A 25787-nucleotide genomic window follows, 5' to 3' on the forward strand; every position below is an offset into this window, starting at 1 on the left:
ATGCGCACCCCGGCTGAACCCTGAACAATGCTACCGCCATACTGCGTCATGTCGCCCTGACGCGCTGCCGGTTTTCCGCTCATCGTAAAATCCTTTTGAAATAAATAAGAACCAGAAGCCTAGCGCCAGTCAACAACAGGAAATGATAATGAGTTAACACCCCGGAATTTTTCAGAATTTATAAAAGGCAAATTACAGGCACAAAAAAAGCGCCGTGCGGCGCTTTTTTCGGAAATCCGGTCTTATTTGCTGCCCGGGATGTTGAAACGCTTGTTGAAGCGGTCAACACGGCCACCGGTAGCAACATCACGCTGTTTGCCAGTGAAGAACGGGTGGCACTTGCTGCACACGTCGAGGTTCAGGTCATGACCAACGGTGGAGCGGATTTTCATTACGTTACCGCAAGAGCAGCTAGCAGTAATTTCTTCGTATTTCGGGTGAATATCTTTTTTCATGGGAAAACCTCGGTTTAAGGCCGCGTCGCTCTTCCAGCCCTAACGCCAGACACCACGCGATGTTAAAAGTATAGCTTCAATACGATCATTTCGTACGAAGGCGCGAAATCATACAGAAATTAACCAGCGTATGCAAACTGATCCGCACTCTTCTACGGCAATGTGTATACTAACCCACCGAATTTCAAGTCAGGATGATGCTATGCCCGTTGCCCACGTTGCCTTGCCCGTTCCGCTTCCTCGTACCTTTGACTATCTGCTGCCAGAAGGCATGACGGTTAAAGCCGGGTGTCGCGTGCGCGTGCCGTTTGGCAAACAGCAGGAGCGCATCGGGGTTGTGGTGTCAGTTAGCGATGTCAGTGAGCTGCCGCTTAACGAGCTGAAAGCGGTAGTGGAAGTGCTGGACGTTGAGCCGGTATTTACTCACTCCGTCTGGCGGTTACTGCTCTGGGCGGCAGATTACTATCATCATCCGATTGGCGATGTGCTGTTTCATGCCTTGCCGATTTTACTGCGCCAGGGGCGGCCTGCGACGAACGCGCCGATGTGGTACTGGTTTGCCACTGAACAAGGCCAGGCGGTGGATCTGAACAGCCTGAAACGCTCCCCCAAGCAACAACAGGCGCTGGCGGCGTTACGGCAAGGCAAAATCTGGCGCGACCAGGTCGCCACGCTCGAATTTAATGATGCCGCGTTGCAGGCGCTACGCAAAAAAGGTCTGTGTGATTTAGCAAGTGAAACACCAGAGTTTAGCGACTGGCGAACGAACTATGCCGTTTCTGGTGAGCGGTTGCGATTGAATACCGAACAAGCCACCGCCGTTGGCGCAATTCATAGCGCGGCAGATACTTTTTCTGCCTGGCTGCTGGCGGGCGTTACCGGTTCCGGTAAAACGGAGGTTTATCTCAGTGTACTGGAAAACGTGCTCGCTCAGGGCAAACAGGCGCTGGTGATGGTGCCGGAAATCGGCCTGACACCGCAAACTATCGCCCGTTTTCGTGAACGTTTTAATGCCCCCGTGGAAGTTCTGCATTCCGGCCTGAACGATAGCGAGCGGCTTTCGGCGTGGTTGAAAGCGAAAAATGGCGAGGCGGCGATTGTGATCGGCACCCGCTCCGCGCTGTTTACGCCGTTTAAAAATCTCGGCGTGATTGTCATTGATGAAGAGCACGACAGCTCCTACAAGCAGCAGGAAGGCTGGCGCTATCATGCCCGCGACCTGGCGGTGTATCGTGCGCATAGCGAGCAAATCCCGATTATTCTTGGCTCCGCAACGCCCGCGCTGGAAACGTTGTGCAACGTCCAGCAGAAAAAATACCGCCTGCTGCGCCTGACGCGCCGGGCGGGGAATGCGCGTCCGGCAATTCAACACGTGCTGGATTTAAAAGGTCAGAAGGTGCAGGCAGGTCTGGCTCCGGCGTTAATCACCCGTATGCGCCAGCATTTACAGGCCAATAATCAGGTTATCCTCTTTCTTAATCGTCGGGGTTTTGCGCCTGCGCTGCTGTGCCACGACTGCGGCTGGATAGCCGAATGCCCACGTTGCGATCACTACTACACGCTGCATCAGGCGCAACAGCATTTGCGCTGTCACCACTGTGACAGTCAGCGTCCAGTACCGCGCCAGTGTCCGTCCTGCGGCTCTACCCATCTGGTGCCGGTGGGTCTGGGCACCGAACAGCTTGAGCAAACGCTCGCGCCGCTGTTCCCTGGTGTGCCCATTTCTCGTATCGACCGCGATACCACCAGCCGCAAAGGAGCGCTGGAACAACAACTGGCGGAAGTGCATCGCGGCGGCGCGAGGATCTTGATTGGCACGCAAATGCTGGCGAAAGGTCACCACTTTCCGGATGTGACGCTGGTAGCGTTACTGGATGTGGACGGCGCGCTGTTTTCTGCCGATTTTCGCTCGGCAGAGCGTTTTGCCCAGCTATACACCCAGGTAGCAGGCCGTGCCGGGCGTGCGGGTAAACAGGGCGAAGTGGTGCTGCAAACGCATCATCCGGAACACCCGCTATTGCAAACGTTGCTCTATAAAGGCTACGACGCTTTTGCCGAACAGGCGCTGGCTGAGCGACGCATGATGCAGCTGCCGCCGTGGACCAGCCATGTGATTGTGCGTGCGGAAGATCATAACAATCAGCATGCGCCGCTGTTCCTGCAACAACTGCGTAATCTGATCCTCTCCAGCCCGCTGGCAGACGACAAACTGTGGGTTCTCGGTCCGGTTCCGGCACTGGCACCTAAACGTGGCGGTCGCTGGCGCTGGCAGATATTGTTGCAGCACCCTTCCCGCGTGCGCTTGCAACACATCATTAGTGGTACGCTGGCGCTCATCAATACAATACCGGATTCCCGCAAGGTGAAATGGGTACTGGATGTTGATCCGATTGAGGGTTAAACCGCTTACGATGCGAGGCGGATCGAAAAATTCAATATTCATCACACTTTTCATGAAAATTCTGTAACCGTTTTCACGCGCTATCTGCTAAAAATGTTGCCGATGTGAAGTAAACATGGATGTAGTACGCCTGACGTGCCAGGCGAGGAGTGAGTGTGAAAGCGAAGAAGCAGGAAACTGCCGCGACCATGAAAGACGTTGCCCTCAAGGCAAAAGTCTCTACAGCGACTGTCTCCCGAGCATTAATGAATCCCGATAAAGTCTCCCAGGCCACCCGTAATCGGGTTGAAAAAGCGGCCCGGGAAGTGGGTTATTTACCGCAACCTATGGGGCGCAACGTCAAGCGTAATGAATCCCGCACCATTCTGGTGATTGTCCCGGATATCTGCGATCCCTTCTTTAGCGAAATTATTCGCGGTATCGAAGTTACGGCGGCAAATCACGGATATCTGGTGCTGATTGGCGACTGTGCGCATCAAAATCAGCAGGAAAAAACCTTTATCGATTTGATCATCACCAAGCAAATTGATGGCATGTTGCTGCTGGGCTCAAGGCTGCCGTTTGATGCCAGCATTGAGGAACAGCGTAATCTGCCGCCGATGGTGATGGCGAACGAATTTGCACCGGAACTGGAGCTGCCTACCGTTCATATCGACAATCTGACCGCCGCATTTGATGCAGTAAATTATTTATATGAGCAAGGGCATAAACGGATTGGCTGTATAGCCGGTCCCGAAGAGATGCCACTGTGTCACTACCGCCTGCAAGGCTATGTTCAGGCGCTGCATCGCTGCGGCATTATGGTTGATCCGCAATACATCGCCCGTGGCGACTTCACCTTCGAAGCCGGAAGCAAAGCGATGCAGCAGCTGCTTGATCTTCCACAACCGCCTACTGCTGTCTTCTGCCATAGCGATGTGATGGCGCTCGGCGCACTTTCTCAGGCAAAACGCCAGGGGCTGAAAGTCCCGGAAGACCTTTCCATAATCGGTTTTGATAACATCGACCTGACGCAATTTTGTGATCCGCCGCTGACAACCATCGCGCAGCCGCGTTACGAAATCGGTCGGGAAGCTATGCTGTTATTGCTTGATCAAATGCAGGGGCAACACGTTGGCAGTGGCTCTCGTTTAATGGACTGCGAACTTATCATCCGGGGATCAACACGCGCGTTACCTTAAAGTAAACCTTTAAGACTGCCGTGACTGGTCAAAGGCCCGCCGCTTAAGTAACATGGCGGGCTGACGAACGAATAAATACAGCGAAACGATAGTGGCACAACGAGATTATGTACGCCGCAGCCAACCGGCACCTTCGCGGCGAAAAAAGAGCACCTCACGGAAAAAGCAACGAAATCTGCCTGCGGTTTCTCCCGCTATGGTCGCTATTGCTGCCGCCGTTCTTGTGACCTTTATCGGTGGTCTGTACTTCATTACGCATCACAAGAAAGAAGAGTCCGAGACGCTGCAAAGCCAGAAAGTGACCGGTAACGGACTACCACCAAAACCAGAAGAACGCTGGCGCTACATTAAAGAGCTGGAAAGTCGCCAGCCGGGTGTGCGTGCGCCCACAGAACCTTCTGCCGGTGGTGAAGTGAAAACGCCGGAGCAACTGACACCAGAACAACGTCAGCTTCTTGAACAAATGCAGGCTGATATGCGCCAGCAGCCAACGCAGCTGGTTGAAGTTCCGTGGAATGAACAGACGCCGGAACAGCGTCAGCAAACGCTACAACGCCAGCGTCAGGCGCAGCAATTAGCGGAGCAGCAACGCCTGGCTCAGCAGTCGCGTACGACTGAACAAAGCTGGCAGCAGCAGACGCGTACGTCGCAAGCCGCGCCGGTACAGGCGCAACCGCGCCAGTCTAAACCGGCTTCTACTCAGCAGCCGTACCAGGATCTGCTGCAAACCCCTGCGCACACGACCGCGCAGTCGAAGCCGCAGCAAGCTGCGCCGGTTGCTCGTGCCGCTGACGCGCCAAAACCGACGGCGGAGAAAAAAGACGAACGCCGCTGGATGGTGCAGTGCGGTTCGTTCAGAGGCGCGGAACAGGCAGAGACGGTACGTGCTCAGCTGGCGTTCGAAGGATTTGACTCGAAAATCACCACCAACAATGGCTGGAATCGTGTGGTCATTGGCCCGGTGAAAGGCAAAGAGAACGCAGACAGCACCCTCAATCGGTTGAAGATGGCGGGTCATACAAACTGCATTCGGCTCGCCGCCGGGGGTTGAAACCCTCAAAATCCCCCCCATCTATAATTGCATTATGCCCCGTACTTTTGTACGGGGTTTGTACTCTGTATTCGTAACCAAGGGGTCAGCTCGTGACAACTATAGTAAGCGTACGCCGTAACGGCCATGTGGTCATCGCTGGTGATGGTCAGGCCACGTTGGGCAATACCGTAATGAAAGGCAACGTGAAAAAGGTCCGCCGTCTGTACAACGACAAAGTCATCGCGGGCTTTGCGGGCGGTACTGCGGATGCTTTTACGCTGTTCGAACTGTTTGAACGTAAACTGGAAATGCATCAGGGCCATCTGGTCAAAGCCGCCGTTGAGCTGGCGAAAGACTGGCGTACCGATCGCATGCTGCGCAAACTTGAAGCACTGCTGGCAGTCGCGGATGAAACTGCATCGCTTATCATCACCGGTAACGGTGACGTGGTGCAGCCAGAAAACGATCTTATTGCTATCGGCTCCGGCGGCCCTTACGCCCAGGCTGCGGCGCGTGCACTGTTAGAAAATACTGAACTGAGTGCTCGTGAAATTGCTGAAAAGGCGTTGGATATTGCAGGCGACATTTGCATCTATACCAACCATTTCCACACCATCGAAGAATTAAGCTACAAAGCGTAAGGATCTCCCATGTCTGAAATGACCCCACGCGAAATCGTCAGCGAACTGGATAAGCACATCATCGGCCAGGACAACGCCAAGCGTTCTGTGGCGATTGCTCTGCGTAACCGCTGGCGTCGCATGCAGCTCAACGAAGAGCTGCGCCATGAAGTGACCCCGAAAAATATCCTGATGATCGGCCCGACCGGTGTCGGTAAAACTGAAATCGCCCGTCGTCTGGCTAAGCTGGCGAATGCGCCGTTCATCAAAGTTGAAGCGACCAAATTCACCGAAGTGGGCTACGTCGGTAAGGAAGTGGATTCTATTATTCGCGATCTGACCGATGCCGCCGTGAAAATGGTACGCGTCCAGGCTATCGAGAAAAACCGTTATCGCGCTGAAGAACTGGCAGAAGAACGTATTCTCGACGTGCTGATCCCACCTGCTAAAAACAACTGGGGACAGACCGAACAGCAGCAGGAACCGTCCGCTGCTCGTCAGGCATTCCGCAAAAAACTGCGTGAAGGCCAGCTTGATGACAAAGAAATCGAGATCGATCTTGCCGCAGCACCGATGGGCGTTGAAATTATGGCTCCTCCAGGCATGGAAGAGATGACCAGCCAGCTGCAGTCCATGTTCCAGAACCTGGGCGGCCAGAAGCAAAAAGCGCGTAAGCTGAAAATCAAAGACGCCATGAAGCTGCTGATTGAAGAAGAAGCGGCGAAACTGGTGAACCCGGAAGAGCTGAAGCAAGACGCTATCGACGCTGTTGAGCAGCACGGGATCGTGTTTATCGACGAAATCGACAAAATCTGTAAGCGCGGCGAGTCTTCCGGTCCGGATGTTTCTCGTGAAGGCGTTCAGCGTGACCTGCTGCCGCTGGTAGAAGGTTGCACCGTTTCCACCAAACACGGGATGGTCAAAACTGACCACATTCTGTTTATCGCTTCTGGCGCGTTCCAGATTGCGAAACCGTCTGACCTGATCCCGGAACTGCAAGGTCGTCTGCCAATCCGCGTTGAACTGCAGGCGCTGACCACCAGCGACTTCGAGCGTATTCTGACCGAGCCGAATGCCTCTATCACCGTGCAGTACAAAGCACTGATGGCGACTGAAGGCGTAAATATCGAGTTTACCGACTCCGGTATTAAGCGCATCGCGGAAGCGGCATGGCAGGTGAACGAATCTACCGAAAACATCGGTGCTCGTCGTTTACACACTGTTCTGGAGCGTTTAATGGAAGAGATTTCCTACGACGCCAGCGATTTAAGCGGTCAAACTATCATCATTGACGCAGATTATGTGAGCAAACATCTGGATGCGTTGGTGGCAGATGAAGATCTGAGCCGTTTTATCCTATAATCGCGTTCAATCATTTTCATCATTGTTTGATGGGGCTGAAAGGCCCCATTTTTATTGGCGCGTATTATGACTGAACAACAAATTAGCCGAACTCAGGCGTGGCTGGAAAGTTTACGACCTAAAACCCTCCCCCTCGCCTTTGCTGCAATTATCGTCGGGACAGCGCTGGCATGGTGGCAAGGTCACTTCGATCCGCTGGTCGCCCTGCTGGCACTGATTACCGCCGGGCTATTACAGATCCTTTCTAACCTCGCCAATGATTACGGCGATGCGGTAAAAGGCAGCGATAAACCTGACCGCATTGGGCCGCTACGCGGCATGCAAAAAGGGGTCATTACCCAGCAAGAGATGAAACGGGCGCTCATTATTACCGTCGTGCTCATCTGTCTCTCCGGGCTGGCACTGGTTGCAGTGGCATGCCATACGCTGGCCGATTTTGTCGGTTTCCTGATTCTTGGCGGGTTGTCGATCATTGCCGCTATCACCTACACCGTGGGCAATCGTCCTTATGGTTATATCGGTCTGGGTGATATTTCCGTACTGGTTTTCTTTGGCTGGTTGAGTGTCATGGGGAGCTGGTATTTACAGGCTCATACATTGATTCCGGCACTGATCCTTCCGGCGACCGCATGCGGCCTGCTGGCAACGGCAGTACTGAATATTAATAACCTGCGTGATATCAATAGCGACCGCGAAAATGGCAAAAACACGCTGGTGGTGCGCTTAGGTGAAGTGAACGCGCGTCGTTATCATGCCTGCCTGCTGATGGGCTCGCTGGTGTGTCTGGCGCTGTTTAATCTCTTTTCGCTGCATAGCCTGTGGGGCTGGCTGTTCCTGCTGGCGGCACCATTACTGGTGAAGCAAGCCCGTTATGTGATGCGGGAAATGGACCCGGTGGCGATGCGACCAATGCTGGAACGTACTGTCAAGGGAGCGTTACTGACTAACCTGCTGTTTGTTTTAGGGATATTCCTAAGCCAGTGGGCAGCATAACTGACAAATATCAATTAACAATTGATGATTTTGCCAACAGCCTACATAGCGCGATATACTGAAAATTCTCGCAGCAACTGAATGTTAAGCCTATGAAATACGATACTTCCGAGCTTTGTGACATCTATCAAGAAGATGTTAACGTCGTGGAACCGCTGTTCTCCAACTTTGGCGGACGGGCGTCGTTTGGCGGACAAATAATCACGGTAAAATGTTTCGAGGACAACGGGTTGCTGTACGATCTGCTCGAACAGAATGGCCGTGGTCGTGTTCTTGTCGTCGATGGCGGTGGTTCTGTTCGTCGCGCACTGGTCGATGCTGAACTGGCGCGTCTGGCAGTACAAAATGAATGGGAAGGTCTGGTCATTTACGGCGCGGTGCGTCAGGTAGATGACCTGGAAGAGTTGGATATCGGCATCCAGGCGATGGCGGCAATTCCGGTTGGTGCCGCTGGCGAAGGCATTGGCGAAAGCGATGTCCGCGTCAATTTTGGCGGTGTCACCTTCTTCTCCGGCGACCATCTTTATGCCGACAATACCGGGATTATTCTTTCTGAAGATCCGCTGGATATTGAATGATAGAAAAGGCACCGCAAGGTGCCTTTTTTCTGCGTTACCTGTTGGCCTACACAGTAAAGAAATTACGCGGAAGATGAAGCGTAATCAGACCTCTTCCATGCGACCCAGCAGGGCCTGCAGACGTTCCTGCCAGCCGTTCTGCTGTTCTTTCAGATGGTTGTTCTCACGCTCCAGCTCTTCGCGCTGATGCTGGGCATTTTGAACTTCCTGCGACAGTGAGTTGTTTTTTTCTTTCAGCTCTTCGATTTCCATCTGCAACAGAGTGATGGTATCAATCGCCTGCTGTACTTTTGCTTCCAGTTTCTCAAACACTTCTAATGACATTGTCATACCTCTCCTGAATTGCAAGGCGTTGATGGATAAAAATCCTCGTCCCGATTACCGGTGACGCCTTAATAAATACGAGCGCACTTTAGTTAGCTCCGATTGTATGAAGCCGCGCCATCGCTGTCCAGCGGCACGCCTTGCAGATTACGGTTTGCCACACTTTTCATCCTTCTCCTGGTGACATAATCCACATCAATCGAAAATGTTAATAAATTTGTTGCGCGAATGATCTAACAAACATGCATCATGTACAATCAGATGGAATAAATGGCGCGATAACGCTCATTTTATGACGAAGCACACACATTTTAAGTTCGATATTTCTCGTTTTTGCTCGTTAACGATAAGTTTACAGCATGCCTACAAGCATCGTGGAGGTCCGTGACTTTCACGCATACAACAAACATTAACTCTTCAGGATCCGATTATGAGTCAAACATCAACCTTGAAAGGCCAGTGCATTGCTGAATTCCTCGGTACCGGGTTGTTGATTTTCTTCGGTGTGGGTTGCGTTGCAGCACTAAAAGTCGCTGGTGCGTCTTTTGGTCAGTGGGAAATCAGTGTCATTTGGGGACTGGGGGTGGCAATGGCCATCTACCTGACCGCAGGGGTTTCCGGCGCGCATCTTAATCCCGCTGTTACCATTGCATTGTGGCTGTTTGCCTGTTTCGACAAGCGCAAAGTTATTCCTTTTATCGTTTCACAAGTTGCCGGCGCTTTCTGTGCTGCGGCTTTAGTTTACGGGCTTTACTACAATTTATTTTTCGACTTCGAGCAGACTCATCACATTGTTCGCGGCAGCGTTGAAAGTGTTGATCTGGCTGGCACTTTCTCTACTTACCCTAATCCTCATATCAATTTTGTGCAGGCTTTCGCAGTTGAGATGGTGATTACCGCTATTCTGATGGGGCTGATCCTGGCGTTAACGGACGATGGCAACGGTGTACCACGCGGCCCTTTGGCTCCCTTGCTGATTGGTCTACTGATTGCGGTCATTGGCGCATCTATGGGCCCATTGACAGGTTTTGCCATGAACCCAGCGCGTGACTTCGGTCCGAAAGTCTTTGCCTGGCTGGCGGGCTGGGGCAATGTCGCCTTTACCGGCGGCAGAGACATTCCTTACTTCCTGGTGCCGCTTTTCGGCCCTATCGTTGGCGCGATTGTAGGTGCATTTGCCTACCGCAAACTGATTGGTCGCCATTTGCCTTGCGATATCTGTGTTGTGGAAGAAAAGGAAACCACAACTCCTTCAGAACAAAAAGCTTCGCTGTAATATGACTACGGGACAATTAAACATGACTGAAAAAAAATATATCGTTGCGCTCGACCAGGGCACCACCAGCTCCCGCGCGGTCGTAATGGATCACGATGCCAATATCATTAGCGTGTCGCAGCGCGAATTTGAGCAAATCTACCCAAAACCAGGTTGGGTAGAACACGACCCAATGGAAATCTGGGCCACCCAAAGCTCCACGCTGGTAGAAGTGCTGGCGAAAGCCGATATCAGTTCCGATCAAATTGCAGCTATCGGTATTACGAACCAGCGTGAAACCACTATTGTCTGGGAAAAAGAAACCGGCAAGCCTATCTATAACGCCATTGTCTGGCAGTGCCGTCGTACCGCAGAAATCTGCGAGCATTTAAAACGTGACGGTTTAGAAGATTATATCCGCAGCAATACCGGTCTGGTGATTGACCCGTACTTTTCTGGCACCAAAGTGAAGTGGATCCTCGACCATGTGGAAGGCTCTCGCGAGCGTGCACGTCGTGGTGAATTGCTGTTTGGTACGGTTGATACGTGGCTTATCTGGAAAATGACTCAGGGCCGTGTCCATGTGACCGATTACACCAACGCCTCTCGTACCATGTTGTTCAACATCCATACCCTGGACTGGGACGACAAAATGCTGGAAGTGCTGGATATTCCGCGCGAGATGCTGCCAGAAGTGCGTCGTTCTTCCGAAGTATACGGTCAGACTAACATTGGCGGCAAAGGCGGCACGCGTATTCCAATCTCCGGGATCGCCGGTGACCAGCAGGCCGCGCTGTTTGGTCAGTTGTGCGTGAAAGAAGGGATGGCGAAGAACACCTATGGCACTGGCTGCTTTATGCTGATGAACACTGGCGAGAAAGCGGTGAAATCAGAAAACGGCCTGCTGACCACCATCGCCTGCGGCCCGACTGGCGAAGTGAACTATGCGTTGGAAGGTGCGGTGTTTATGGCAGGCGCATCCATTCAGTGGCTGCGCGATGAGATGAAGTTGATTAACGACGCCTACGATTCCGAATATTTCGCCACCAAAGTGCAAAACACCAATGGTGTGTATGTGGTTCCGGCATTTACCGGGCTGGGTGCGCCGTACTGGGACCCGTATGCGCGCGGGGCGATTTTCGGTCTGACTCGTGGGGTGAACGCTAACCACATTATACGCGCGACGCTGGAGTCTATTGCTTATCAGACGCGTGACGTGCTGGAAGCGATGCAGGCCGACTCTGGTATCCGTCTGCACGCCCTGCGCGTGGATGGTGGCGCAGTAGCAAACAATTTCCTGATGCAGTTCCAGTCCGATATTCTCGGCACCCGCGTTGAGCGCCCGGAAGTTCGCGAAGTGACTGCATTGGGTGCGGCCTATCTTGCTGGTCTGGCGGTCGGTTTCTGGCAGAACCTCGACGAGCTGCAAGAGAAAGCGGTGATTGAGCGCGAGTTCCGTCCAGGCATCGAAACCACTGAGCGTAATTACCGTTACGCAGGCTGGAAAAAAGCGGTTAAACGCGCGATGGCGTGGGAAGAACACGACGAATAATGTAAATGCCGAATGAAGCGTTTATGCCGCATCCGGTAGTCCCGAAACGTGCGGGGGCAACCCCGCACACATCAATAATCCCTCCCATCCCCTGTGCTACACTTCGCGCCATTCCTTACTGCTTAGAGTTTGCTATGAGACGAGAACTTGCCATCGAATTTTCCCGCGTCACCGAATCAGCGGCGCTGGCTGGCTACAAATGGTTAGGACGCGGCGATAAAAACACCGCGGACGGCGCGGCGGTAAACGCCATGCGTATTATGCTCAACCAGGTCAACATTGACGGCACCATCGTCATTGGTGAAGGTGAAATCGACGAAGCACCGATGCTCTACATTGGTGAAAAAGTCGGTACTGGTCGCGGCGACGCGGTAGATATTGCTGTTGATCCGATTGAAGGCACGCGCATGACGGCGATGGGCCAGGCTAACGCGCTGGCGGTGCTGGCAGTAGGCGATAAAGGCTGCTTCCTCAATGCGCCGGATATGTATATGGAGAAGCTGATTGTCGGGCCGGGAGCCAAAGGCACCGTTGATCTGAACCTGCCGCTGGCGGATAACCTGCGCAATGTAGCGGCGGCGCTCGGCAAACCGTTGAGCGAACTGACGGTAACGATTCTGGCTAAACCACGCCACGATGCCGTTATCGCTGAAATGCAGCAACTCGGCGTACGCGTATTTGCTATTCCGGACGGCGACGTTGCGGCCTCAATTCTCACCTGTATGCCAGACAGCGAAGTTGACGTGCTGTACGGTATTGGTGGCGCGCCGGAAGGCGTAGTTTCTGCGGCGGTGATCCGCGCATTAGATGGCGACATGAACGGTCGTCTGCTGGCGCGTCATGACGTCAAAGGCGACAACGAAGAGAATCGTCGCATTGGCGAGCAGGAGCTGGCACGCTGCAAAGCGATGGGCATCGAAGCCGGTAAAGTATTGCGCCTGGGCGATATGGCGCGCAGCGATAACGTCATCTTCTCTGCCACCGGTATTACCAAAGGCGATCTGCTGGAAGGCATTAGCCGCAAAGGCAATATCGCGACTACCGAAACGCTGCTGATCCGCGGCAAGTCACGCACCATTCGCCGCATTCAGTCCATCCACTATCTGGATCGCAAAGACCCGGAAATGCAGGTGCACATCCTCTGATTGATTTGATCGATTGAGCCTTCCAGTCCTTCGGGACTGGAATTTTTTTGTTCGGAGAACGAAGATAAGGCAAGTCAATCAAAACAGGAGAAAAACATGGCTGATTGGGTAACAGGCAAAGTCACTAAAGTGCAGAACTGGACCGACGCCCTGTTTAGTCTCACCGTTCACGCCCCCGTGCTTCCGTTTACCGCCGGGCAATTTACCAAGCTTGGCCTTGAAATCGACGGCGAACGCGTCCAGCGCGCCTACTCCTATGTAAACTCGCCCGATAATCCCGATCTGGAGTTTTACCTGGTCACCGTCCCCGATGGCAAATTAAGCCCACGACTGGCGGCACTGAAACCAGGCGATGAAGTGCAGGTGGTTAGCGAAGCGGCAGGATTCTTTGTGCTCGATGAAGTACCAGATTGCGAAACGCTATGGATGCTGGCAACCGGTACAGCGATTGGCCCTTATTTATCGATTCTGCAACTAGGCAAAGATTTAGATCGCTTCAAAAATCTGGTCCTGGTTCACGCCGCACGTTATGCCGCCGACTTAAGCTATTTGCCACTGATGCAAGAACTGGAAAAACGCTACGAAGGCAAACTGCGCATTCAGACGGTGGTCAGTCGGGAAACGGCAGCGGGGTCGCTCACCGGGCGGATACCGGCGTTAATTGAAAGCGGGGAACTGGAAAGCGCGATTGGCCTGCCGATGAATAAAGAAACCAGCCATGTGATGCTGTGCGGCAATCCACAGATGGTGCGCGATACACAACAGTTGCTGAAAGAGACCCGGCAGATGACGAAACATTTACGTCGCCGACCGGGCCATATGACAGCGGAGCATTACTGGTAAGCGGTTACTTATCGATAAACGGTACGATGAGCAAATCCGCACTCATCTTATTGATCATCCCGCGATATGCCGGCATCAAACGGTTGATAAATGAGTGGTGATGACCACAGACAAGGAGGTCGCACTGCTCTTTTTGCATAATTTCCAGCAGTGTTTCCGGCATTTCTCCGCGTTCAATACGCAGTTTTGTCTTCGGCCATTGAATATTTTTCGTCAGTTTATACAGCTTGTTATCCGACTTATTCTTCAACAATTGAAGAATATCTTCTGTTGCAGGGAAGTAGATACCCGGATACAACTCGCTCAAGCCATCATCAATATGAATTAACGTCAGGTGAGCGTCATTATGTCTGGCGAGCTCCAGGGCTTTATTCACCAGTAAGGCATCTTCTTCATTCCCGGAAATTGCCACGCCAATGTGTTTATAAGCCATGTTTAACTCCTTCTAAAGCAACTCCATCAAGCTAACGAACGCAGTGATAACTCAAAAATAATCATCTCGGCCTGGCATGAGAAAGTGAAGGCCGCATCAAGCTCAACTTGCCCCTCCAGATCCTTAATCTTATAGGCCACGCTGGCCCCTTCATCTGCAGAGGATGCAGCGGCGGCAAGCTCTTTCAGTTTGGTCATAAAGGACTCTGCTTCTTCGCGGGTGGCAAAAAAGCGCGAAAACTTACTGGTACAGTTGTCGTTATCAATCACCGTACCGATATCAATCGCACATCCTTTAGTACTGCATTTATCTACGACATCTTTCATAGGGCACCTCTGTATATTCGCCTCTCTGTCGATTACGACTTAAGAATAATGCGCCGTTAAGGGAAGAACAAACAAGTAATGATCTTATGGATTACCATTTTTTTTGATATTGCTTAAGGTGAAGAGTTCAGAAGGATTTTCCGGGCATTGTCATTTGCATCGTGGAAATAACAATCCCGGAAAAAAATAGCAGTAAGAGATATATTAAAGGTTAATTACTTGATTTATTGTCGGCTTTATACTTCACATCCTGGGTATCTTTACCATATTTATTTTCGCCTTGTGTGCCAATGAACGCTCCAAGATCGATAAGCATCATCACCAGAATCAACGTCGGGACAAAACGCCCCACCGCCCATTGCCAGACACCCGGTAAAATCGCCCAGTTACCCGCCAGCAGCATCCACGCCACAATCATCAGAAATGCCCATGCGCCGGAACGCCCGCGATCATGCAAGCGCTTAACGGTTACTGCCGCTGTTGGCCAAAGCAAGCACACAAGGCAAAACGCCGCGGTCTGAATATCGAGTAAATTTTTACCCGCCAGTGAGAAAAGCACCAGCATGCCTGCGAACCACAGGCCTATCCAAATCCAGAAATCACGGCGTCCAATACGCCCTTTAAATGAGAATAACCATTGCTGTATGGTCATGTAAGTTCCTTGATGGTTGTCTTTTCCAGGATTCTACCCTTTTGACAAGGGCGACAGATATCGTTTTAATCGGAGCCAGTCATAACAAAAGGTACTGTCAATGAAGCCAGGGTGTACGCTGTTTTTTCTCTTATGTTCTGCATTAACCGTTACAACAACGGCGCATGCACAAACACCAGATACGGCAACGACCGCGCCTTATCTGCTGGCTGGAGCCCCTACTTTCGATCTCTCCATCAGCCAGTTTCGAGAAGACTTTAACAGCCAGAATCCCAGCCTGCCACTGAACGAATTTCGTGCCATCGACAGCAGTCCCGACAAAGCCAATCTCACTCGTGCTGCAAGTAAAATTAACGAGAACTTGTATGCTTCTACAGCGCTGGAGCGCGGTACCTTAAAAATCAAAAGCATTCAAATGACCTGGCTACCCATCCAGGGGCCAGAGCAAAAAGCAGCGAAAGCGAAAGCTCAGGAATACATGGCAGCAGTGATCCGCACACTCACCCCATTAATGACCAAAACACAAAGCCAGAAAAAACTGCAGTCGCTGCTAACGGCGGGGAAAAACAAACGTTATTACACCGAGACAGAAGGTGCACTGCGTTATGTTGTCGCGGACAACGGCGAAAAGGGGCTGACCTTCGCTGTTGAACCGATTAAGCTGGCGCTATCTGAATCGCTTGAAGGTTTGAATAAATGACAAAAAGCAAAGCCTTTGTGCCGATGAATCTCTATACTGTTTCACAGACCTGCTGCCCTGCGGGGCGGCCATCTTCCTTTATTCGCTTATAAGCGTGGAGAATTAAAATGCGACATCCTTTAGTGATGGGTAACTGGAAACTGAACGGCAGCCGCCACATGGTTCACGAGCTGGTTTCTAACCTGCGTAAAGAGCTGGCAGGTGTTGCTGGCTGTGCGGTTGCAATCGCACCACCGGAAATGTACATCGATATGGCGAAGCGCGAAGCTGAAGGCAGCCACATCATGCTGGGTGCGCAAAACGTGGACCTGAACCTGTCCGGCGCATTCACCGGTGAAACTTCTGCCGCTATGCTGAAAGACATCGGCGCTCAGTACATCATCATCGGCCACTCTGAACGTCGTACTTACCACAAAGAGTCTGACGAACTGATTGCGAAAAAATTCGCGGTGCTGAAAGAGCAGGGCCTGACTCCGGTTCTGTGCATCGGTGAAACCGAAGCTGAAAACGAAGCGGGCAAAACTGAAGAAGTTTGCGCACGTCAGATCGACGCGGTACTGAAAACTCAGGGTGCTGCGGCATTCGAAGGTGCGGTTATCGCTTACGAACCTGTATGGGCAATCGGTACTGGCAAATCTGCAACTCCGGCTCAGGCACAGGCTGTTCACAAATTCATCCGTGACCACATCGCTAAAGTTGACGCTAACATCGCTGAACAAGTGATCATTCAGTACGGCGGCTCTGTAAACGCGTCTAACGCTGCAGAACTGTTTGCTCAGCCAGATATCGACGGCGCGCTGGTTGGCGGTGCTTCTCTGAAAGCTGACGCTTTCGCAGTGATCGTTAAAGCTGCAGAAGCGGCTAAACAGGCTTAAGTCTGACAGGTGCCGGATTTCATATCCGGCACTTACTTTCCTTAACTCCTCGCCTTAACGCAAAATCTCACACTCATGATCCTGAATTTCCTCGGCTGAAGCACGGTTAAGCGTCAGTAGATTTCGTTGTGTCGCCAGCAATACAAATGAGTTATCACTCTGCCGTACCATCGCCAGCCCGTAGCTTCCCATATGTTCCCGCGCCTCAGGTACTTCTTCTGCCAGCATCATAAATGGGCTGCGTTGTACCAGTTCGCTTTCCGTTACCCGACGCGCCAGGTATTCATGCCCGCGCAAACCACCTGGCAGTGGCAACCAGCGGCTGCTGATGTTCGCCAGATTTTTATCCAGTTGTTCGCGCACATCAGGACGAATACAAGAGATATGAATATGAAAATGGTTTTGCGTACGCCCGGTGCGGGAGTTGATCGCCAAAGAAACCGCGCGATCGGGAACCGGCTGGCCGTATTTTTTGCTCATAAAATCACGCGCCTGCCAGGCCAACCAAAAGAAGTTCGGCGTTGAAGGATCGGTCAACAAAGGACTTTCAGTACCGTTAATACGATACGTTGGCATCAACAGATATTGCAGTGGACCATTAAGATCTTTTAAAACCACGTATCCGGCATTGGGTTTGACTTCCGCACATGGCGAAGGATTTTGATTTTGCTGCTGATTGGGCAAACATTCCTCAAGGACAATCTTACGTAATGTATCCGACTCTTCACCGGTTAATTTCCAGTAACCAATACCGGCAGCCACAACGGCGATAACTATCATCACCAAAAAAAGAAGACCCGCTTTTTTCATCTTTTTTTCCCTGTACCTCAAAGAGATGCAAGGGTAACGCAAAATCGTGACAAATAAAAAACCCGGTCGCGAGAAACCACCGGGTTTGATAATTATCCTGGGGAAATCAGCGTTTGCTGATCTGATCGAACGTACCGCCGTTAGCAAAATGCTCTTTTTGCGCTTTCGTCCAGCCGCCGAACTCTTCATCAATGGTGAATAACTTCAGCTTTGGAAACGCATTTTCGTACTTTTTCGCTACTTCAGCGTCGCGCGGACGGTAGTAGTTTTTCGCGGCAATTTCCTGACCTTCTGGCGAGTAGAGATATTTCAGGTAGGCTTCCGCCACCTCTTTGGTGCCTTTTTTCTCGACCACTTTATCGACCACCGACACGGTTGGCTCTGCGAGGATAGACTCACTCGGCGTGACGATTTCGAATTTATCTTTCCCCAGTTCATTCGCTGCCAGCAGAGCTTCGTTTTCCCAGGCGATCAGTACATCGCCAATCCCGCGCTCGACAAAGGTGTTAGTGGAGCCGCGCGCGCCAGAATCCAGAACTTCGACGTTTTTATACAGTGCCCGAACAAAATCCTGTGCTTTTGCCTGATCGTTGTTGTTGTGATGCAGCGCGTAGCCCCAGGCAGCCAGGTAGTTCCAGCGTGCGCCACCAGAGCTTTTCGGATTAGGCGTGATCACCGAAACACCCGGTTTAATCAGATCGTTCCAGTCATGGATCTGCTTCGGATTGCCCTTACGCACCAGGAAAACAATGGTGGAAGTGTACGGTGCGGAGTTATCCGGCAGACGTTTGATCCACTCTTTATCAATCCGCCCGCGTTCCGCAATCGCGTCCACGTCATAGGCCAGAGCCAGCGTGACAACATCAGCTTCAATACCGTTGATTACCGACGTCGCTTGTTTACCTGAACCACCGTGTGACTGACGAATCACCACGTTATCACCAGTTTGCTGTTTCCAGTGGGCGCTGAATGCCTTGTTGTACTGTTCGTACAATTCGCGCGTTGGATCATATGAAACGTTAAGAAGCTGAATATCCTTTGCCATAACGTTGGTTGCCGCCAGCAAAAATGTTAACCCTACGCCCCACTTGTTCATCGCCCGACTCTCTTATGTTGTGTTGTGATGAGCAAAGCGTGCCAGAAGGTTAACCAAACATTAAAGAATAAAAAAAGATTGGCTATAACTTGCGGGTATATGTTGGGGGTTAAAAAGGCGGAAGAAATCCGCCTCATATTGCTGACAAAGTGCGCTTTGTCCATGCCGGATGCGGCGCGAACGCCTTATCCGGCCTACAAAAGTTTGCAAATTCAATAAATTGCAGAATTCATGTAGGCCTGATAAGCGAAGCGCATCAGGCATTTTTGCTTCTGTCATCGGTTTCAGGGTAAAGGAATCTGCCTTTTTCCGAAATCATTAATACAGTTTTTTCGCGCAGTCCAGCCAGTCACCTTTGAACGGACGCTTCATGTTTTCGATAGCGTCGATGATGTCGTGGTGAACCAGCTGTTCGTTCTGGATACCTACACAACGACCGCCGTAACCTGCCAGCAGCAGATCGATAGCGTAAGCGCCCATACGGGAAGCCAGAATACGGTCGTAAGGCACCGGAGAACCACCGCGCTGGATGTGGCCCAGCACAGTTGCGCGGGTTTCACGACCGGTTTCTTTCTCGATGAAATGCGCCAGTTCGTCAACATCACACATATGTTCGGTAATCGCCACGATCGCGTGTTTTTTACCTTTCGCGATACCCGCTTTGATTTCGTTTACCAGGTCTTCACGGCTGAATTCAACTTCCGGAACCACAACGAATTCACAGCCACCGGCAATGGCCGCAGCCAACGTCAGATCGCCACAATAACGGCCCATCACTTCCACCACGGAAATACGCTGGTGAGAAGAAGAGGTGTCACGCAGACGGTCGATCGCTTCTACAACGGTGCTCAGCGCAGTGAAGAAACCGATAGTGTAGTCAGTGCCTTTGATGTCGTTGTCGATAGTGCCCGGCAGACCGATGCACGGGAAGCCCATTTCGGTCAGACGCATTGCACCCATGTAGGAACCGTCACCGCCGATAACCACCAGCGCGTCGATCCCACGTTTTTTCAGGTTTTCGATAGCCACGGCGCGGATGTTCTCGTCGCGGAATTCCGGGAAGCGCGCAGAACCGAGGAACGTACCGCCACGGTTGATCATGTCAGAAACGCTGTAACGGTCTAGCTGTACCATACGGTCTTCATACAGACCCAGATAGCCGTCATAAATGCCCATTACTTCCAGACCTTCTGTCAGCGCAGAACGAACAACCCCGCGAATTGCGGCGTTCATGCCTGGCGCATCACCGCCGCTTGTCAACACACCGATTTTCTTAATCATGACTACCTCTGAACTTTGGAATGCAAAATAAAATCTGTTGCCGGAAGTCTTCTTGCACATCGAAGTGATCCAACGAATGTGCAAATAGTATAACAATCACTTCCTGCTGAATTGATTCAGGTCAGGCCAAATGGCGGTATTTTATACACAAAATGCGGGTCTGGCTCTCTTTTATACTGATTATGAAAGCATAGACCGTTTACCCTCCCTGGGTACGACGGAACAGGGGTCCTGATGGATAATTACATCCGATCCCGGAAAACGCCGTAAAATAGCCTGCTCTACCTGATCCGCCACCATATGTGCCTGAACCAAAGGCAGAGAGTCTTCCATTTCCAAATGAATCTGAATAAAGCGGGTCGGCCCTGACTGCCGCGTGCGAAGATCGTGAGCGCCGCTAACACCCGGCCAGGAAGTCACGATATCAATAATTTCTTGCCGTTCCTCATCAGGCAATGCGCGATCCAGTAATGACTGTACCGCCTCATATCCCATGCGTAACGCGCTATATAAAATATAGATGCCGATTCCCAATGCAAACAGAGCATCGGCGCGATGCCAGCCGTACCAGGACAACCCCAGCGCCAGCAGAATTGCGCCGTTCATCATAACATCAGACTGGTAATGTAGCATATCAGCCCGCACCGCCTGGCTTTGCGTCCGGCGCACCACCCAACGCTGAAACGAGACAAGGATAATCGTACAAATTAGCGCCACAATTGTCACGATAACCCCGACGCCTGGATCTGTCATCGGTGTTGGAGATATCAGATGTTGAATACCCGTCAAAAACAGGAATAGTGCCGAACCGGAGATAAACATACTTTGCGCCAGCGCCGCGAGGGACTCTGCTTTACCGTGACCAAACGAGTGATTATCGTCGGCAGGTTGCAGGGAATATCGCACCACCAGTAAATTCGTCAACGACGCGCCGATATCCACCAGCGAATCCACCAGCGCGGCGAGAATACTCACCGACCCGGTATACCACCATGCAAAAATTTTAATCAGCAATAGCAACGAAGCCATCGCCGTCGCAGCAATCGCCGCCCGACTGACCAGCCGTCCATAAGATTGATTCATAAATACTCCCGCTATCAACTGACGCTAGTATAACGGAAGCAAATCATCTGCAATGCATTAAGCAGCAGGCAAATTGAGGATAAAAAAAACCCCCACATCATGTGGGGGAAGACAGGGATGGTGTCTATGGCAAGGAAAACAGGGTTTACTACTGGGAACGTGAGTTGCTACTACTCAATAGCTTCAACGATGAACTTTTTTGCCATTGCGTCACGTCACGCAACTGCTCCATTCGTTGTTGATGTTTCTCGTTTAAAACCGCTTGCTGCTCCGGCGTTAACAGGCGATACATTTGGTTGCGGACTTTTGCCATCTCAACCTGACGAGCAATTTGCTCATTCGCCATTTTTTCTGCCTGTGCGCGCACAGCGTTTTCATCAAAATTTTCTGCGGTGACAAGGCGATGCATTGTCTCCAGTTCGCTAACATTAACAGGAGGCTGTTCGTGCCGGGCCTGTTGCATAAGATCTCGCATCTGCTGACGCTGATGTTCGGTTAAACTTATGCCGTCGAACATATGGCTCTGCGTACTGCGCTGCGTAAGTTCTTCACCCGGATGCCAGTTATCGCCTGAACCGACTTCAGCAGCGTGGCTTAATGAACTGACTGCCAGCGTTGAGGCCATGACGGCAGCGGTAACTATGCGCATCATTTGCTCCCAAAATCTTTCTGTCGCGATTCAACGATAGAGAGTTTACGATTCAGGCTGCAAACATGCGTCAGGGGGTGTAAAACAACGTAAAGTCATGGATTAGCGACGTCTGATGACGTAATTTCTGCCTCGGAGGTATTTAAACAATGAATAAAATCCTGTTAGTTGATGATGACCGAGAGCTGACTTCCCTATTAAAGGAGCTGCTCGAGATGGAAGGCTTCAACGTGATTGTTGCCCACGATGGGGAACAGGCGCTTGATCTTCTGGACGACAGCATTGATTTACTTTTGCTTGACGTAATGATGCCGAAGAAAAATGGTATCGACACATTAAAAGCACTTCGCCAGACACACCAGACGCCTGTCATTATGTTGACGGCGCGCGGCAGTGAACTTGATCGCGTTCTCGGCCTTGAGCTGGGCGCAGATGACTATCTCCCGAAACCGTTTAATGATCGTGAGCTGGTGGCACGTATTCGCGCGATCCTGCGCCGTTCGCACTGGAGCGAGCAACAGCAAAACAACGACAACGGTTCACCGACACTGGAAGTTGATGCCTTAGTGCTGAATCCAGGCCGTCAGGAAGCCAGCTTCGACGGGCAAACGCTGGAGTTAACCGGTACTGAGTTTACCCTGCTCTATTTGCTGGCACAGCATCTGGGTCAGGTGGTTTCCCGTGAACATTTAAGCCAGGAAGTGTTGGGCAAACGCCTGACGCCTTTCGACCGCGCTATTGATATGCACATTTCCAACCTGCGTCGTAAACTGCCGGATCGTAAAGATGGTCACCCGTGGTTTAAAACCTTGCGTGGTCGCGGCTATCTGATGGTTTCTGCTTCATGATAGGCAGCTTAACCGCGCGCATCTTCGCCATCTTCTGGCTGACGCTGGCGCTGGTGTTGATGTTGGTTTTGATGTTACCCAAGCTCGATTCACGCCAGATGACCGAGCTTCTGGATAGCGAACAGCGTCAGGGGCTGATGATTGAGCAGCATGTCGAAGCGGAGCTGGCGAACGATCCGCCCAACGATTTAATGTGGTGGCGGCGTCTGTTCCGGGCGATTGATAAGTGGGCACCGCCAGGACAGCGTTTGTTATTGGTGACCACCGAAGGCCGCGTGATCGGCGCTGAACGCAGCGAAATGCAGATCATTCGTAACTTTATTGGTCAGGCCGATAACGCCGATCATCCGCAGAAGAAAAAGTATGGCCGCGTGGAACTGGTCGGTCCGTTCTCCGTGCGTGATGGCGAAGATAATTACCAACTTTATCTGATTCGTCCGGCCAGCAGTTCTCAATCCGATTTCATTAACTTACTGTTTGACCGCCCGCTATTACTGCTGATTGTCACCATGTTGGTCAGTACGCCGCTGCTGTTGTGGTTGGCCTGGAGTCTGGCAAAACCGGCGCGTAAGCTGAAAAACGCTGCCGATGAAGTTGCCCAGGGAAACTTACGCCAGCACCCGGAACTGGAAGCGGGGCCACAGGAATTCCTTGCCGCAGGTGCCAGTTTTAACCAGATGGTCACCGCGCTGGAGCGCATGATGACCTCTCAGCAGCGTCTGCTTTCTGATATCTCTCACGAGCTGCGCACCCCGCTGACGCGTCTGCAACTGGGTACGGCGTTACTGCGCCGTCGTAGTGGTGAAAGCAAGGAACTGGAGCGTATTGAAACCGAAGCGCAACGTCTGGACAGCATGATCAACGATCTGTTGGTGATGTCCCGTAATCAGCAAAAAAACGCGCTGGTTAGCGAAACCATCAAAGCCAACCAGTTGTGGAGTGAAGTGCTGGATAACGCGGCGTTCGAAGCCGAGCAGATGGGCAAGTCGTTGACGGTTAACTTCCCGCCTGGGCCGTGGCCGCTGTACGGCAATCCGAACGCACTGGAAAGTGCGCTGGAAAACATTGTTCGTAATGCTCTGCGTTATTCCCATACGAAGATTGAAGTGGGCTTTGCGGTAGATAAAGACGGTATCACCATTACGGTGGACGACGATGGTCCTGGCGTTAGCCCGGAAGATCGCGAACAGATTTTCCGTCCGTTCTATCGGACCGATGAAGCACGCGATCGTGAATCTGGCGGTACAGGATTGGGGCTGGCGATTGTTGAAACCGCCATTCAGCAGCATCGTGGCTGGGTGAAGGCAGAAGACAGCCCGCTGGGCGGTTTACGGCTGGTGATTTGGTTGCCGCTGTATAAGCGGAGTTAAACTCCGCATTTGTAGGCAGGATAAGGCGTTTACGCCGCATCCGGCATTTGAGCAGGATGCCTGATGCGACGCTGATAGCGTCTTATCAGGCCTACACTCCGGGGGTTATTTTCCCCACAACCGGCGGGAAAAATCTTCGATCTTGCCGCTCAGTCGGCGCTTTTGCATCGTCCGCGTCCAGCTTTTCGATAACCCGGCGGCGGAGAGTAAACGGTGATATTGATCGTCATCAAACGGCATATGCCATGCGATGGCGGCAGCCTCCTGCACGGTCACATCGCTGACACGGGAAACCAACTCCAGCGGCGCGTCCGCAGACACTTTCCCTGGCGCTATCACGCTATACAACCACCCCACCTTACCTGTGTTTTGCATCAACTGCGCTATATCGCTGATATCAAAATGGTAATTGAGTTTATAGCAAGGCGAGCGCGGCTGGCTGACCTGAATTAATGCCTCTCCCCAGCGGAAAATATCGCCCATATAAACATTACTTTCCGTGAGACCGTCGGTTGAGAGATTTTCGCCAAACGCAGGCGCAACAAACAACTCCGCCTGTTCCGGAAATTCCCGCGCCCAGTAGAGATAATGCTCACGAGGATAATGACACAGCGCTCTGTCTGGTCCGCCGTGAACCTTTTTCTCCGCCTGCTCGTCACCTTCCAGCCCCAGCTCCGTCAGCATCAACTCACCATCAACCTGGATTTTGGCAATTGCGCTGGGTTTGCCTTCGGGATAAGCCTGAATCTTGCCTGTGTATACATCAACCGGATATCGCATCTGTTCCCTCTCCACGAGAAATTTCCCCATTAGACCATATTTATTTTATGTCAGGCGTGCTGTTTTCGCGGTAAGTATCCAGGCAGGAACTCAATAGCAAACCGGACGAACGTTAGTTCATCCGGCTGTGGGGATTAAGGAAGCAGGTTTATTTCACCGTACCTAAAATTTCGATTTTCGCTGCTCTGGCTTTGACTTTACGTGACCAGATAGAGGTAAGAATTGGCACCAGAATCGAAGTCACAATGACCGCCGTCGCTACCAGCGAAGTTGCTGCCGGAGCCATCGGTTTAAACGCAGGCACCATTTCTGCAATCAGCACAGGTGTCGCTACCGCGGCCCCTGCGGAACTGGAAGCGGCAATTCCGGCAGTGCCATCGCCACCGCCAATCAATTTATCGGCGATAATCAACGGAATACCGGTCACGATAATTACTGCCACACCCAACAGGATCCCCAGCAAACCAGTCTGGGCAATTACAGTCAAATCAATGGTATTGCCCAGTGCGAAGGCAAAGAATGGAATCAGCGTCTGCACCGCTTTGCTGAAAAATTCTCGTAATTCAGGGTCAAGGTTCCCCAGGGCAAAGCCCACCAGGAACGGTAATACTGCGCCGACGAAAACATGCGGTTCAAACGAGGCAATCCCTGCAGTGCCCAGAATAATCATCGTCATGAGCGGCCCGGACTCCAACGACATCAACACAAATGCCCCAGCTTCTTCTTTTGTGCCGTACTGCTGCATGATGGAAGCGTAAAGTCCGCCATTGGTCATATCCATCGCCGCCACCAGCGCCAGCGTTGAAAGTCCGGCAAAGAATCCAACTTCAACACCATGTTCCGGAATAATGCGCGAGGCAATTGCCGCAACCACCCACGCGACGGCAATTTTTGTTACCACCAGCGTACCGGATTTACGCAATACCGTTCCCGTCGCGCTTAATTTTATTGACGCCCCATGCAAAAAAACCACACCGCCAGAATGGGCACCGTACCGGTAATCATCCCGTTGGTGAATGATCCAAAATATTTCCCCGCCCCCGGCGAGAAGGTGTGGCACAGTGCGCCAAGGAATAGCGGGACGAGCATCATCCCCCCCGGGATTTTCTCAATCGAGCGTTTTATCTGCATTTCCATCACCT

Annotated in this window: 27 protein-coding genes and 1 pseudogene; 15 read left to right on the plus strand and 13 right to left on the minus strand. The window is 51.9% G+C overall.

Annotation, left to right across the window (positions count from 1 at the left end; all coding sequences use genetic code 11):
* Both FTE26_RS20150 and rpmE read right to left on the minus strand, forming a co-directional pair.
* Positions 1-83 (minus strand): hypothetical protein (locus FTE26_RS20150; protein WP_001442979.1); only part of this gene is annotated, 83 nt, incomplete at its 3' end.
* 159 nt (positions 84-242) lie between these two features.
* Entirely contained in the window at positions 243-455 is a 213-nt protein-coding gene (rpmE, locus tag FTE26_RS03960) for a 50S ribosomal protein L31 (protein WP_000710769.1), read from the minus strand.
* 202 nt (positions 456-657) lie between these two features.
* Here rpmE and priA point away from each other — a divergent pair, with 202 nt between their 5' ends.
* From priA to rraA, 7 genes are all read left to right on the plus strand, one after another.
* Positions 658-2856 (plus strand): primosomal protein N', encoded by a 2199-nt coding sequence (priA, locus tag FTE26_RS03965; protein ID WP_001297074.1) that lies wholly within the window; start codon positions 658-660, stop codon positions 2854-2856.
* A 155-nt stretch (positions 2857-3011) separates the two neighbouring features.
* On the plus strand, positions 3012-4037 hold the full coding sequence (cytR, locus tag FTE26_RS03970) for a DNA-binding transcriptional regulator CytR (RefSeq protein ID WP_000644897.1): 1026 nt from the start codon (positions 3012-3014) through the stop codon (positions 4035-4037).
* Positions 4038-4128: 91 nt separating this feature from the next.
* The gene (gene ftsN / locus FTE26_RS03975) at positions 4129-5088 is read left to right on the plus strand and encodes a cell division protein FtsN (protein ID WP_000068834.1); all 960 of its coding nucleotides are present in this window, start codon (positions 4129-4131) and stop codon (positions 5086-5088) included.
* A gap of 92 nt (positions 5089-5180) precedes the next feature.
* Positions 5181-5711, plus strand: coding sequence for an ATP-dependent protease subunit HslV (gene hslV / locus FTE26_RS03980; protein WP_000208242.1), 531 nt, complete (start codon positions 5181-5183; stop codon positions 5709-5711).
* Between the two features lie 9 nt (positions 5712-5720).
* Positions 5721-7052, plus strand: a complete 1332-nt coding sequence (gene hslU / locus FTE26_RS03985; RefSeq protein WP_001293343.1) for an HslU--HslV peptidase ATPase subunit — start codon at positions 5721-5723, stop codon at positions 7050-7052.
* A 66-nt stretch (positions 7053-7118) separates the two neighbouring features.
* Entirely contained in the window at positions 7119-8045 is a 927-nt protein-coding gene (menA, locus tag FTE26_RS03990; RefSeq protein ID WP_000139496.1) for a 1,4-dihydroxy-2-naphthoate polyprenyltransferase, read from the plus strand.
* Positions 8046-8137: 92 nt separating this feature from the next.
* On the plus strand, positions 8138-8623 hold the full coding sequence (gene rraA, locus FTE26_RS03995; protein ID WP_000872908.1) for a ribonuclease E activity regulator RraA: 486 nt from the start codon (positions 8138-8140) through the stop codon (positions 8621-8623).
* 84 nt (positions 8624-8707) lie between these two features.
* Here the strand turns inward: rraA and zapB are convergent, their stop codons facing one another.
* Positions 8708-8953 carry a septal ring assembly protein ZapB gene (zapB, locus tag FTE26_RS04000; RefSeq protein ID WP_001296623.1) on the minus strand — a complete coding sequence of 82 codons (246 nt, stop codon included), beginning with the start codon at positions 8951-8953 and terminating at the stop codon, positions 8708-8710.
* Positions 8954-9377: 424 nt separating this feature from the next.
* Here zapB and glpF point away from each other — a divergent pair, with 424 nt between their 5' ends.
* The 4 genes from glpF (at position 9378) to fpr (ending at position 13742) form a co-directional block, all read left to right on the plus strand.
* The gene (gene glpF, locus FTE26_RS04005) at positions 9378-10223 is read left to right on the plus strand and encodes a glycerol uptake facilitator protein GlpF (protein WP_000084268.1); all 846 of its coding nucleotides are present in this window, start codon (positions 9378-9380) and stop codon (positions 10221-10223) included.
* A 22-nt stretch (positions 10224-10245) separates the two neighbouring features.
* Positions 10246-11754 carry a glycerol kinase GlpK gene (gene glpK, locus FTE26_RS04010; protein ID WP_000136788.1) on the plus strand — a complete coding sequence of 503 codons (1509 nt, stop codon included), beginning with the start codon at positions 10246-10248 and terminating at the stop codon, positions 11752-11754.
* Positions 11755-11888: 134 nt separating this feature from the next.
* Positions 11889-12899, plus strand: coding sequence for a class II fructose-bisphosphatase (gene glpX / locus FTE26_RS04015; protein ID WP_001250653.1), 1011 nt, complete (start codon positions 11889-11891; stop codon positions 12897-12899).
* A 96-nt stretch (positions 12900-12995) separates the two neighbouring features.
* On the plus strand, positions 12996-13742 hold the full coding sequence (gene fpr, locus FTE26_RS04020; RefSeq protein ID WP_000796320.1) for a ferredoxin--NADP(+) reductase: 747 nt from the start codon (positions 12996-12998) through the stop codon (positions 13740-13742).
* Between the two features lie 4 nt (positions 13743-13746).
* Here the strand turns inward: fpr and uspD are convergent, their stop codons facing one another.
* From uspD to FTE26_RS04035, 3 genes are all read right to left on the minus strand, one after another.
* On the minus strand, positions 13747-14175 hold the full coding sequence (uspD, locus tag FTE26_RS04025) for a universal stress protein UspD (RefSeq protein ID WP_000323556.1): 429 nt from the start codon (positions 14173-14175) through the stop codon (positions 13747-13749).
* Positions 14176-14201: 26 nt separating this feature from the next.
* Positions 14202-14501, minus strand: a complete 300-nt coding sequence (locus FTE26_RS04030; RefSeq protein WP_000655986.1) for a DUF406 domain-containing protein — start codon at positions 14499-14501, stop codon at positions 14202-14204.
* A gap of 211 nt (positions 14502-14712) precedes the next feature.
* A complete protein-coding gene (locus FTE26_RS04035; RefSeq protein WP_000155254.1) occupies positions 14713-15153 on the minus strand; it encodes a DUF805 domain-containing protein in 441 nt (146 codons plus the stop codon).
* Between the two features lie 100 nt (positions 15154-15253).
* Here FTE26_RS04035 and FTE26_RS04040 point away from each other — a divergent pair, with 100 nt between their 5' ends.
* Both FTE26_RS04040 and tpiA read left to right on the plus strand, forming a co-directional pair.
* Complete coding sequence (locus FTE26_RS04040; protein WP_000802226.1) at positions 15254-15853, plus strand: YiiQ family protein; 600 nt, start codon at positions 15254-15256, stop codon at positions 15851-15853.
* Between the two features lie 107 nt (positions 15854-15960).
* Entirely contained in the window at positions 15961-16728 is a 768-nt protein-coding gene (gene tpiA, locus FTE26_RS04045; RefSeq protein WP_001216325.1) for a triose-phosphate isomerase, read from the plus strand.
* A 54-nt stretch (positions 16729-16782) separates the two neighbouring features.
* Here tpiA and cdh read toward each other — a convergent pair whose 3' ends face one another.
* The 5 genes from cdh to cpxP all read right to left on the minus strand — a co-directional run bounded on the left by cdh (position 16783) and on the right by cpxP (position 21647).
* Complete coding sequence (gene cdh / locus FTE26_RS04050; RefSeq protein WP_000708994.1) at positions 16783-17538, minus strand: CDP-diacylglycerol diphosphatase; 756 nt, start codon at positions 17536-17538, stop codon at positions 16783-16785.
* 106 nt (positions 17539-17644) lie between these two features.
* Positions 17645-18634, minus strand: a complete 990-nt coding sequence (gene sbp, locus FTE26_RS04055; protein ID WP_001045671.1) for a sulfate/thiosulfate ABC transporter substrate-binding protein Sbp — start codon at positions 18632-18634, stop codon at positions 17645-17647.
* A 318-nt stretch (positions 18635-18952) separates the two neighbouring features.
* Positions 18953-19915 (minus strand): 6-phosphofructokinase, encoded by a 963-nt coding sequence (pfkA, locus tag FTE26_RS04060; RefSeq protein WP_000591795.1) that lies wholly within the window; start codon positions 19913-19915, stop codon positions 18953-18955.
* A 180-nt stretch (positions 19916-20095) separates the two neighbouring features.
* Positions 20096-20998, minus strand: a complete 903-nt coding sequence (fieF, locus tag FTE26_RS04065; protein ID WP_001076742.1) for a CDF family cation-efflux transporter FieF — start codon at positions 20996-20998, stop codon at positions 20096-20098.
* Between the two features lie 148 nt (positions 20999-21146).
* A complete protein-coding gene (gene cpxP, locus FTE26_RS04070; RefSeq protein WP_001223800.1) occupies positions 21147-21647 on the minus strand; it encodes a cell-envelope stress modulator CpxP in 501 nt (166 codons plus the stop codon).
* A 149-nt stretch (positions 21648-21796) separates the two neighbouring features.
* On the opposite strand from cpxP, the gene cpxR reads away from it, so the two are divergent.
* Together cpxR and cpxA are read left to right on the plus strand one after the other, a co-directional pair.
* Positions 21797-22495 (plus strand): envelope stress response regulator transcription factor CpxR, encoded by a 699-nt coding sequence (gene cpxR, locus FTE26_RS04075; RefSeq protein ID WP_001033722.1) that lies wholly within the window; start codon positions 21797-21799, stop codon positions 22493-22495.
* Positions 22492-23865 carry an envelope stress sensor histidine kinase CpxA gene (cpxA, locus tag FTE26_RS04080; protein ID WP_000580417.1) on the plus strand — a complete coding sequence of 458 codons (1374 nt, stop codon included), beginning with the start codon at positions 22492-22494 and terminating at the stop codon, positions 23863-23865. The genes cpxR and cpxA overlap by 4 nt, the downstream gene beginning before the upstream one ends.
* A gap of 105 nt (positions 23866-23970) precedes the next feature.
* Here the strand turns inward: cpxA and yiiM are convergent, their stop codons facing one another.
* On the minus strand, positions 23971-24645 hold the full coding sequence (gene yiiM, locus FTE26_RS04085) for a 6-hydroxyaminopurine reductase (RefSeq protein ID WP_001270260.1): 675 nt from the start codon (positions 24643-24645) through the stop codon (positions 23971-23973).
* A 148-nt stretch (positions 24646-24793) separates the two neighbouring features.
* A pseudogene (kdgT, locus tag FTE26_RS04090) lies at positions 24794-25776 on the minus strand (2-keto-3-deoxygluconate transporter).
* Positions 25777-25787: the final 11 nt, after the last annotated feature.

It is taken from the genome of Escherichia sp. S10b (genome assembly GCF_028421345.1).
Classification (GTDB): Bacteria; Pseudomonadota; Gammaproteobacteria; order Enterobacterales; family Enterobacteriaceae; genus ECMA0423.

What these genes read in the sequence shown, in the direction of transcription:
- FTE26_RS04040 (WP_000802226.1), top strand. Translation starts at nt 15,254, where the DNA reads ATGAAGCCAGGGTGTACGCTGTTTTTTCTCTTATGTTCTGCATTAACC.
- hslU (WP_001293343.1), top strand. Translation starts at nt 5,721, where the DNA reads ATGTCTGAAATGACCCCACGCGAAATCGTCAGCGAACTGGATAAGCAC.
- yiiM (WP_001270260.1), bottom strand. Translation starts at nt 24,645, where the DNA reads ATGCGATATCCGGTTGATGTATACACAGGCAAGATTCAGGCTTATCCC.
- zapB (WP_001296623.1), bottom strand. Translation starts at nt 8,953, where the DNA reads ATGACAATGTCATTAGAAGTGTTTGAGAAACTGGAAGCAAAAGTACAG.
- uspD (WP_000323556.1), bottom strand. Translation starts at nt 14,175, where the DNA reads ATGGCTTATAAACACATTGGCGTGGCAATTTCCGGGAATGAAGAAGAT.
- cpxR (WP_001033722.1), top strand. Translation starts at nt 21,797, where the DNA reads ATGAATAAAATCCTGTTAGTTGATGATGACCGAGAGCTGACTTCCCTA.
- rpmE (WP_000710769.1), bottom strand. Translation starts at nt 455, where the DNA reads ATGAAAAAAGATATTCACCCGAAATACGAAGAAATTACTGCTAGCTGC.
- rraA (WP_000872908.1), top strand. Translation starts at nt 8,138, where the DNA reads ATGAAATACGATACTTCCGAGCTTTGTGACATCTATCAAGAAGATGTT.
- fieF (WP_001076742.1), bottom strand. Translation starts at nt 20,998, where the DNA reads ATGAATCAATCTTATGGACGGCTGGTCAGTCGGGCGGCGATTGCTGCG.
- pfkA (WP_000591795.1), bottom strand. Translation starts at nt 19,915, where the DNA reads ATGATTAAGAAAATCGGTGTGTTGACAAGCGGCGGTGATGCGCCAGGC.
- fpr (WP_000796320.1), top strand. Translation starts at nt 12,996, where the DNA reads ATGGCTGATTGGGTAACAGGCAAAGTCACTAAAGTGCAGAACTGGACC.
- tpiA (WP_001216325.1), top strand. Translation starts at nt 15,961, where the DNA reads ATGCGACATCCTTTAGTGATGGGTAACTGGAAACTGAACGGCAGCCGC.
- menA (WP_000139496.1), top strand. Translation starts at nt 7,119, where the DNA reads ATGACTGAACAACAAATTAGCCGAACTCAGGCGTGGCTGGAAAGTTTA.
- glpK (WP_000136788.1), top strand. Translation starts at nt 10,246, where the DNA reads ATGACTGAAAAAAAATATATCGTTGCGCTCGACCAGGGCACCACCAGC.
- priA (WP_001297074.1), top strand. Translation starts at nt 658, where the DNA reads ATGCCCGTTGCCCACGTTGCCTTGCCCGTTCCGCTTCCTCGTACCTTT.
- cpxP (WP_001223800.1), bottom strand. Translation starts at nt 21,647, where the DNA reads ATGCGCATAGTTACCGCTGCCGTCATGGCCTCAACGCTGGCAGTCAGT.
- FTE26_RS04035 (WP_000155254.1), bottom strand. Translation starts at nt 15,153, where the DNA reads ATGACCATACAGCAATGGTTATTCTCATTTAAAGGGCGTATTGGACGC.
- cdh (WP_000708994.1), bottom strand. Translation starts at nt 17,538, where the DNA reads ATGAAAAAAGCGGGTCTTCTTTTTTTGGTGATGATAGTTATCGCCGTT.
- FTE26_RS04030 (WP_000655986.1), bottom strand. Translation starts at nt 14,501, where the DNA reads ATGAAAGATGTCGTAGATAAATGCAGTACTAAAGGATGTGCGATTGAT.
- glpX (WP_001250653.1), top strand. Translation starts at nt 11,889, where the DNA reads ATGAGACGAGAACTTGCCATCGAATTTTCCCGCGTCACCGAATCAGCG.
- glpF (WP_000084268.1), top strand. Translation starts at nt 9,378, where the DNA reads ATGAGTCAAACATCAACCTTGAAAGGCCAGTGCATTGCTGAATTCCTC.
- cpxA (WP_000580417.1), top strand. Translation starts at nt 22,492, where the DNA reads ATGATAGGCAGCTTAACCGCGCGCATCTTCGCCATCTTCTGGCTGACG.
- sbp (WP_001045671.1), bottom strand. Translation starts at nt 18,634, where the DNA reads ATGAACAAGTGGGGCGTAGGGTTAACATTTTTGCTGGCGGCAACCAAC.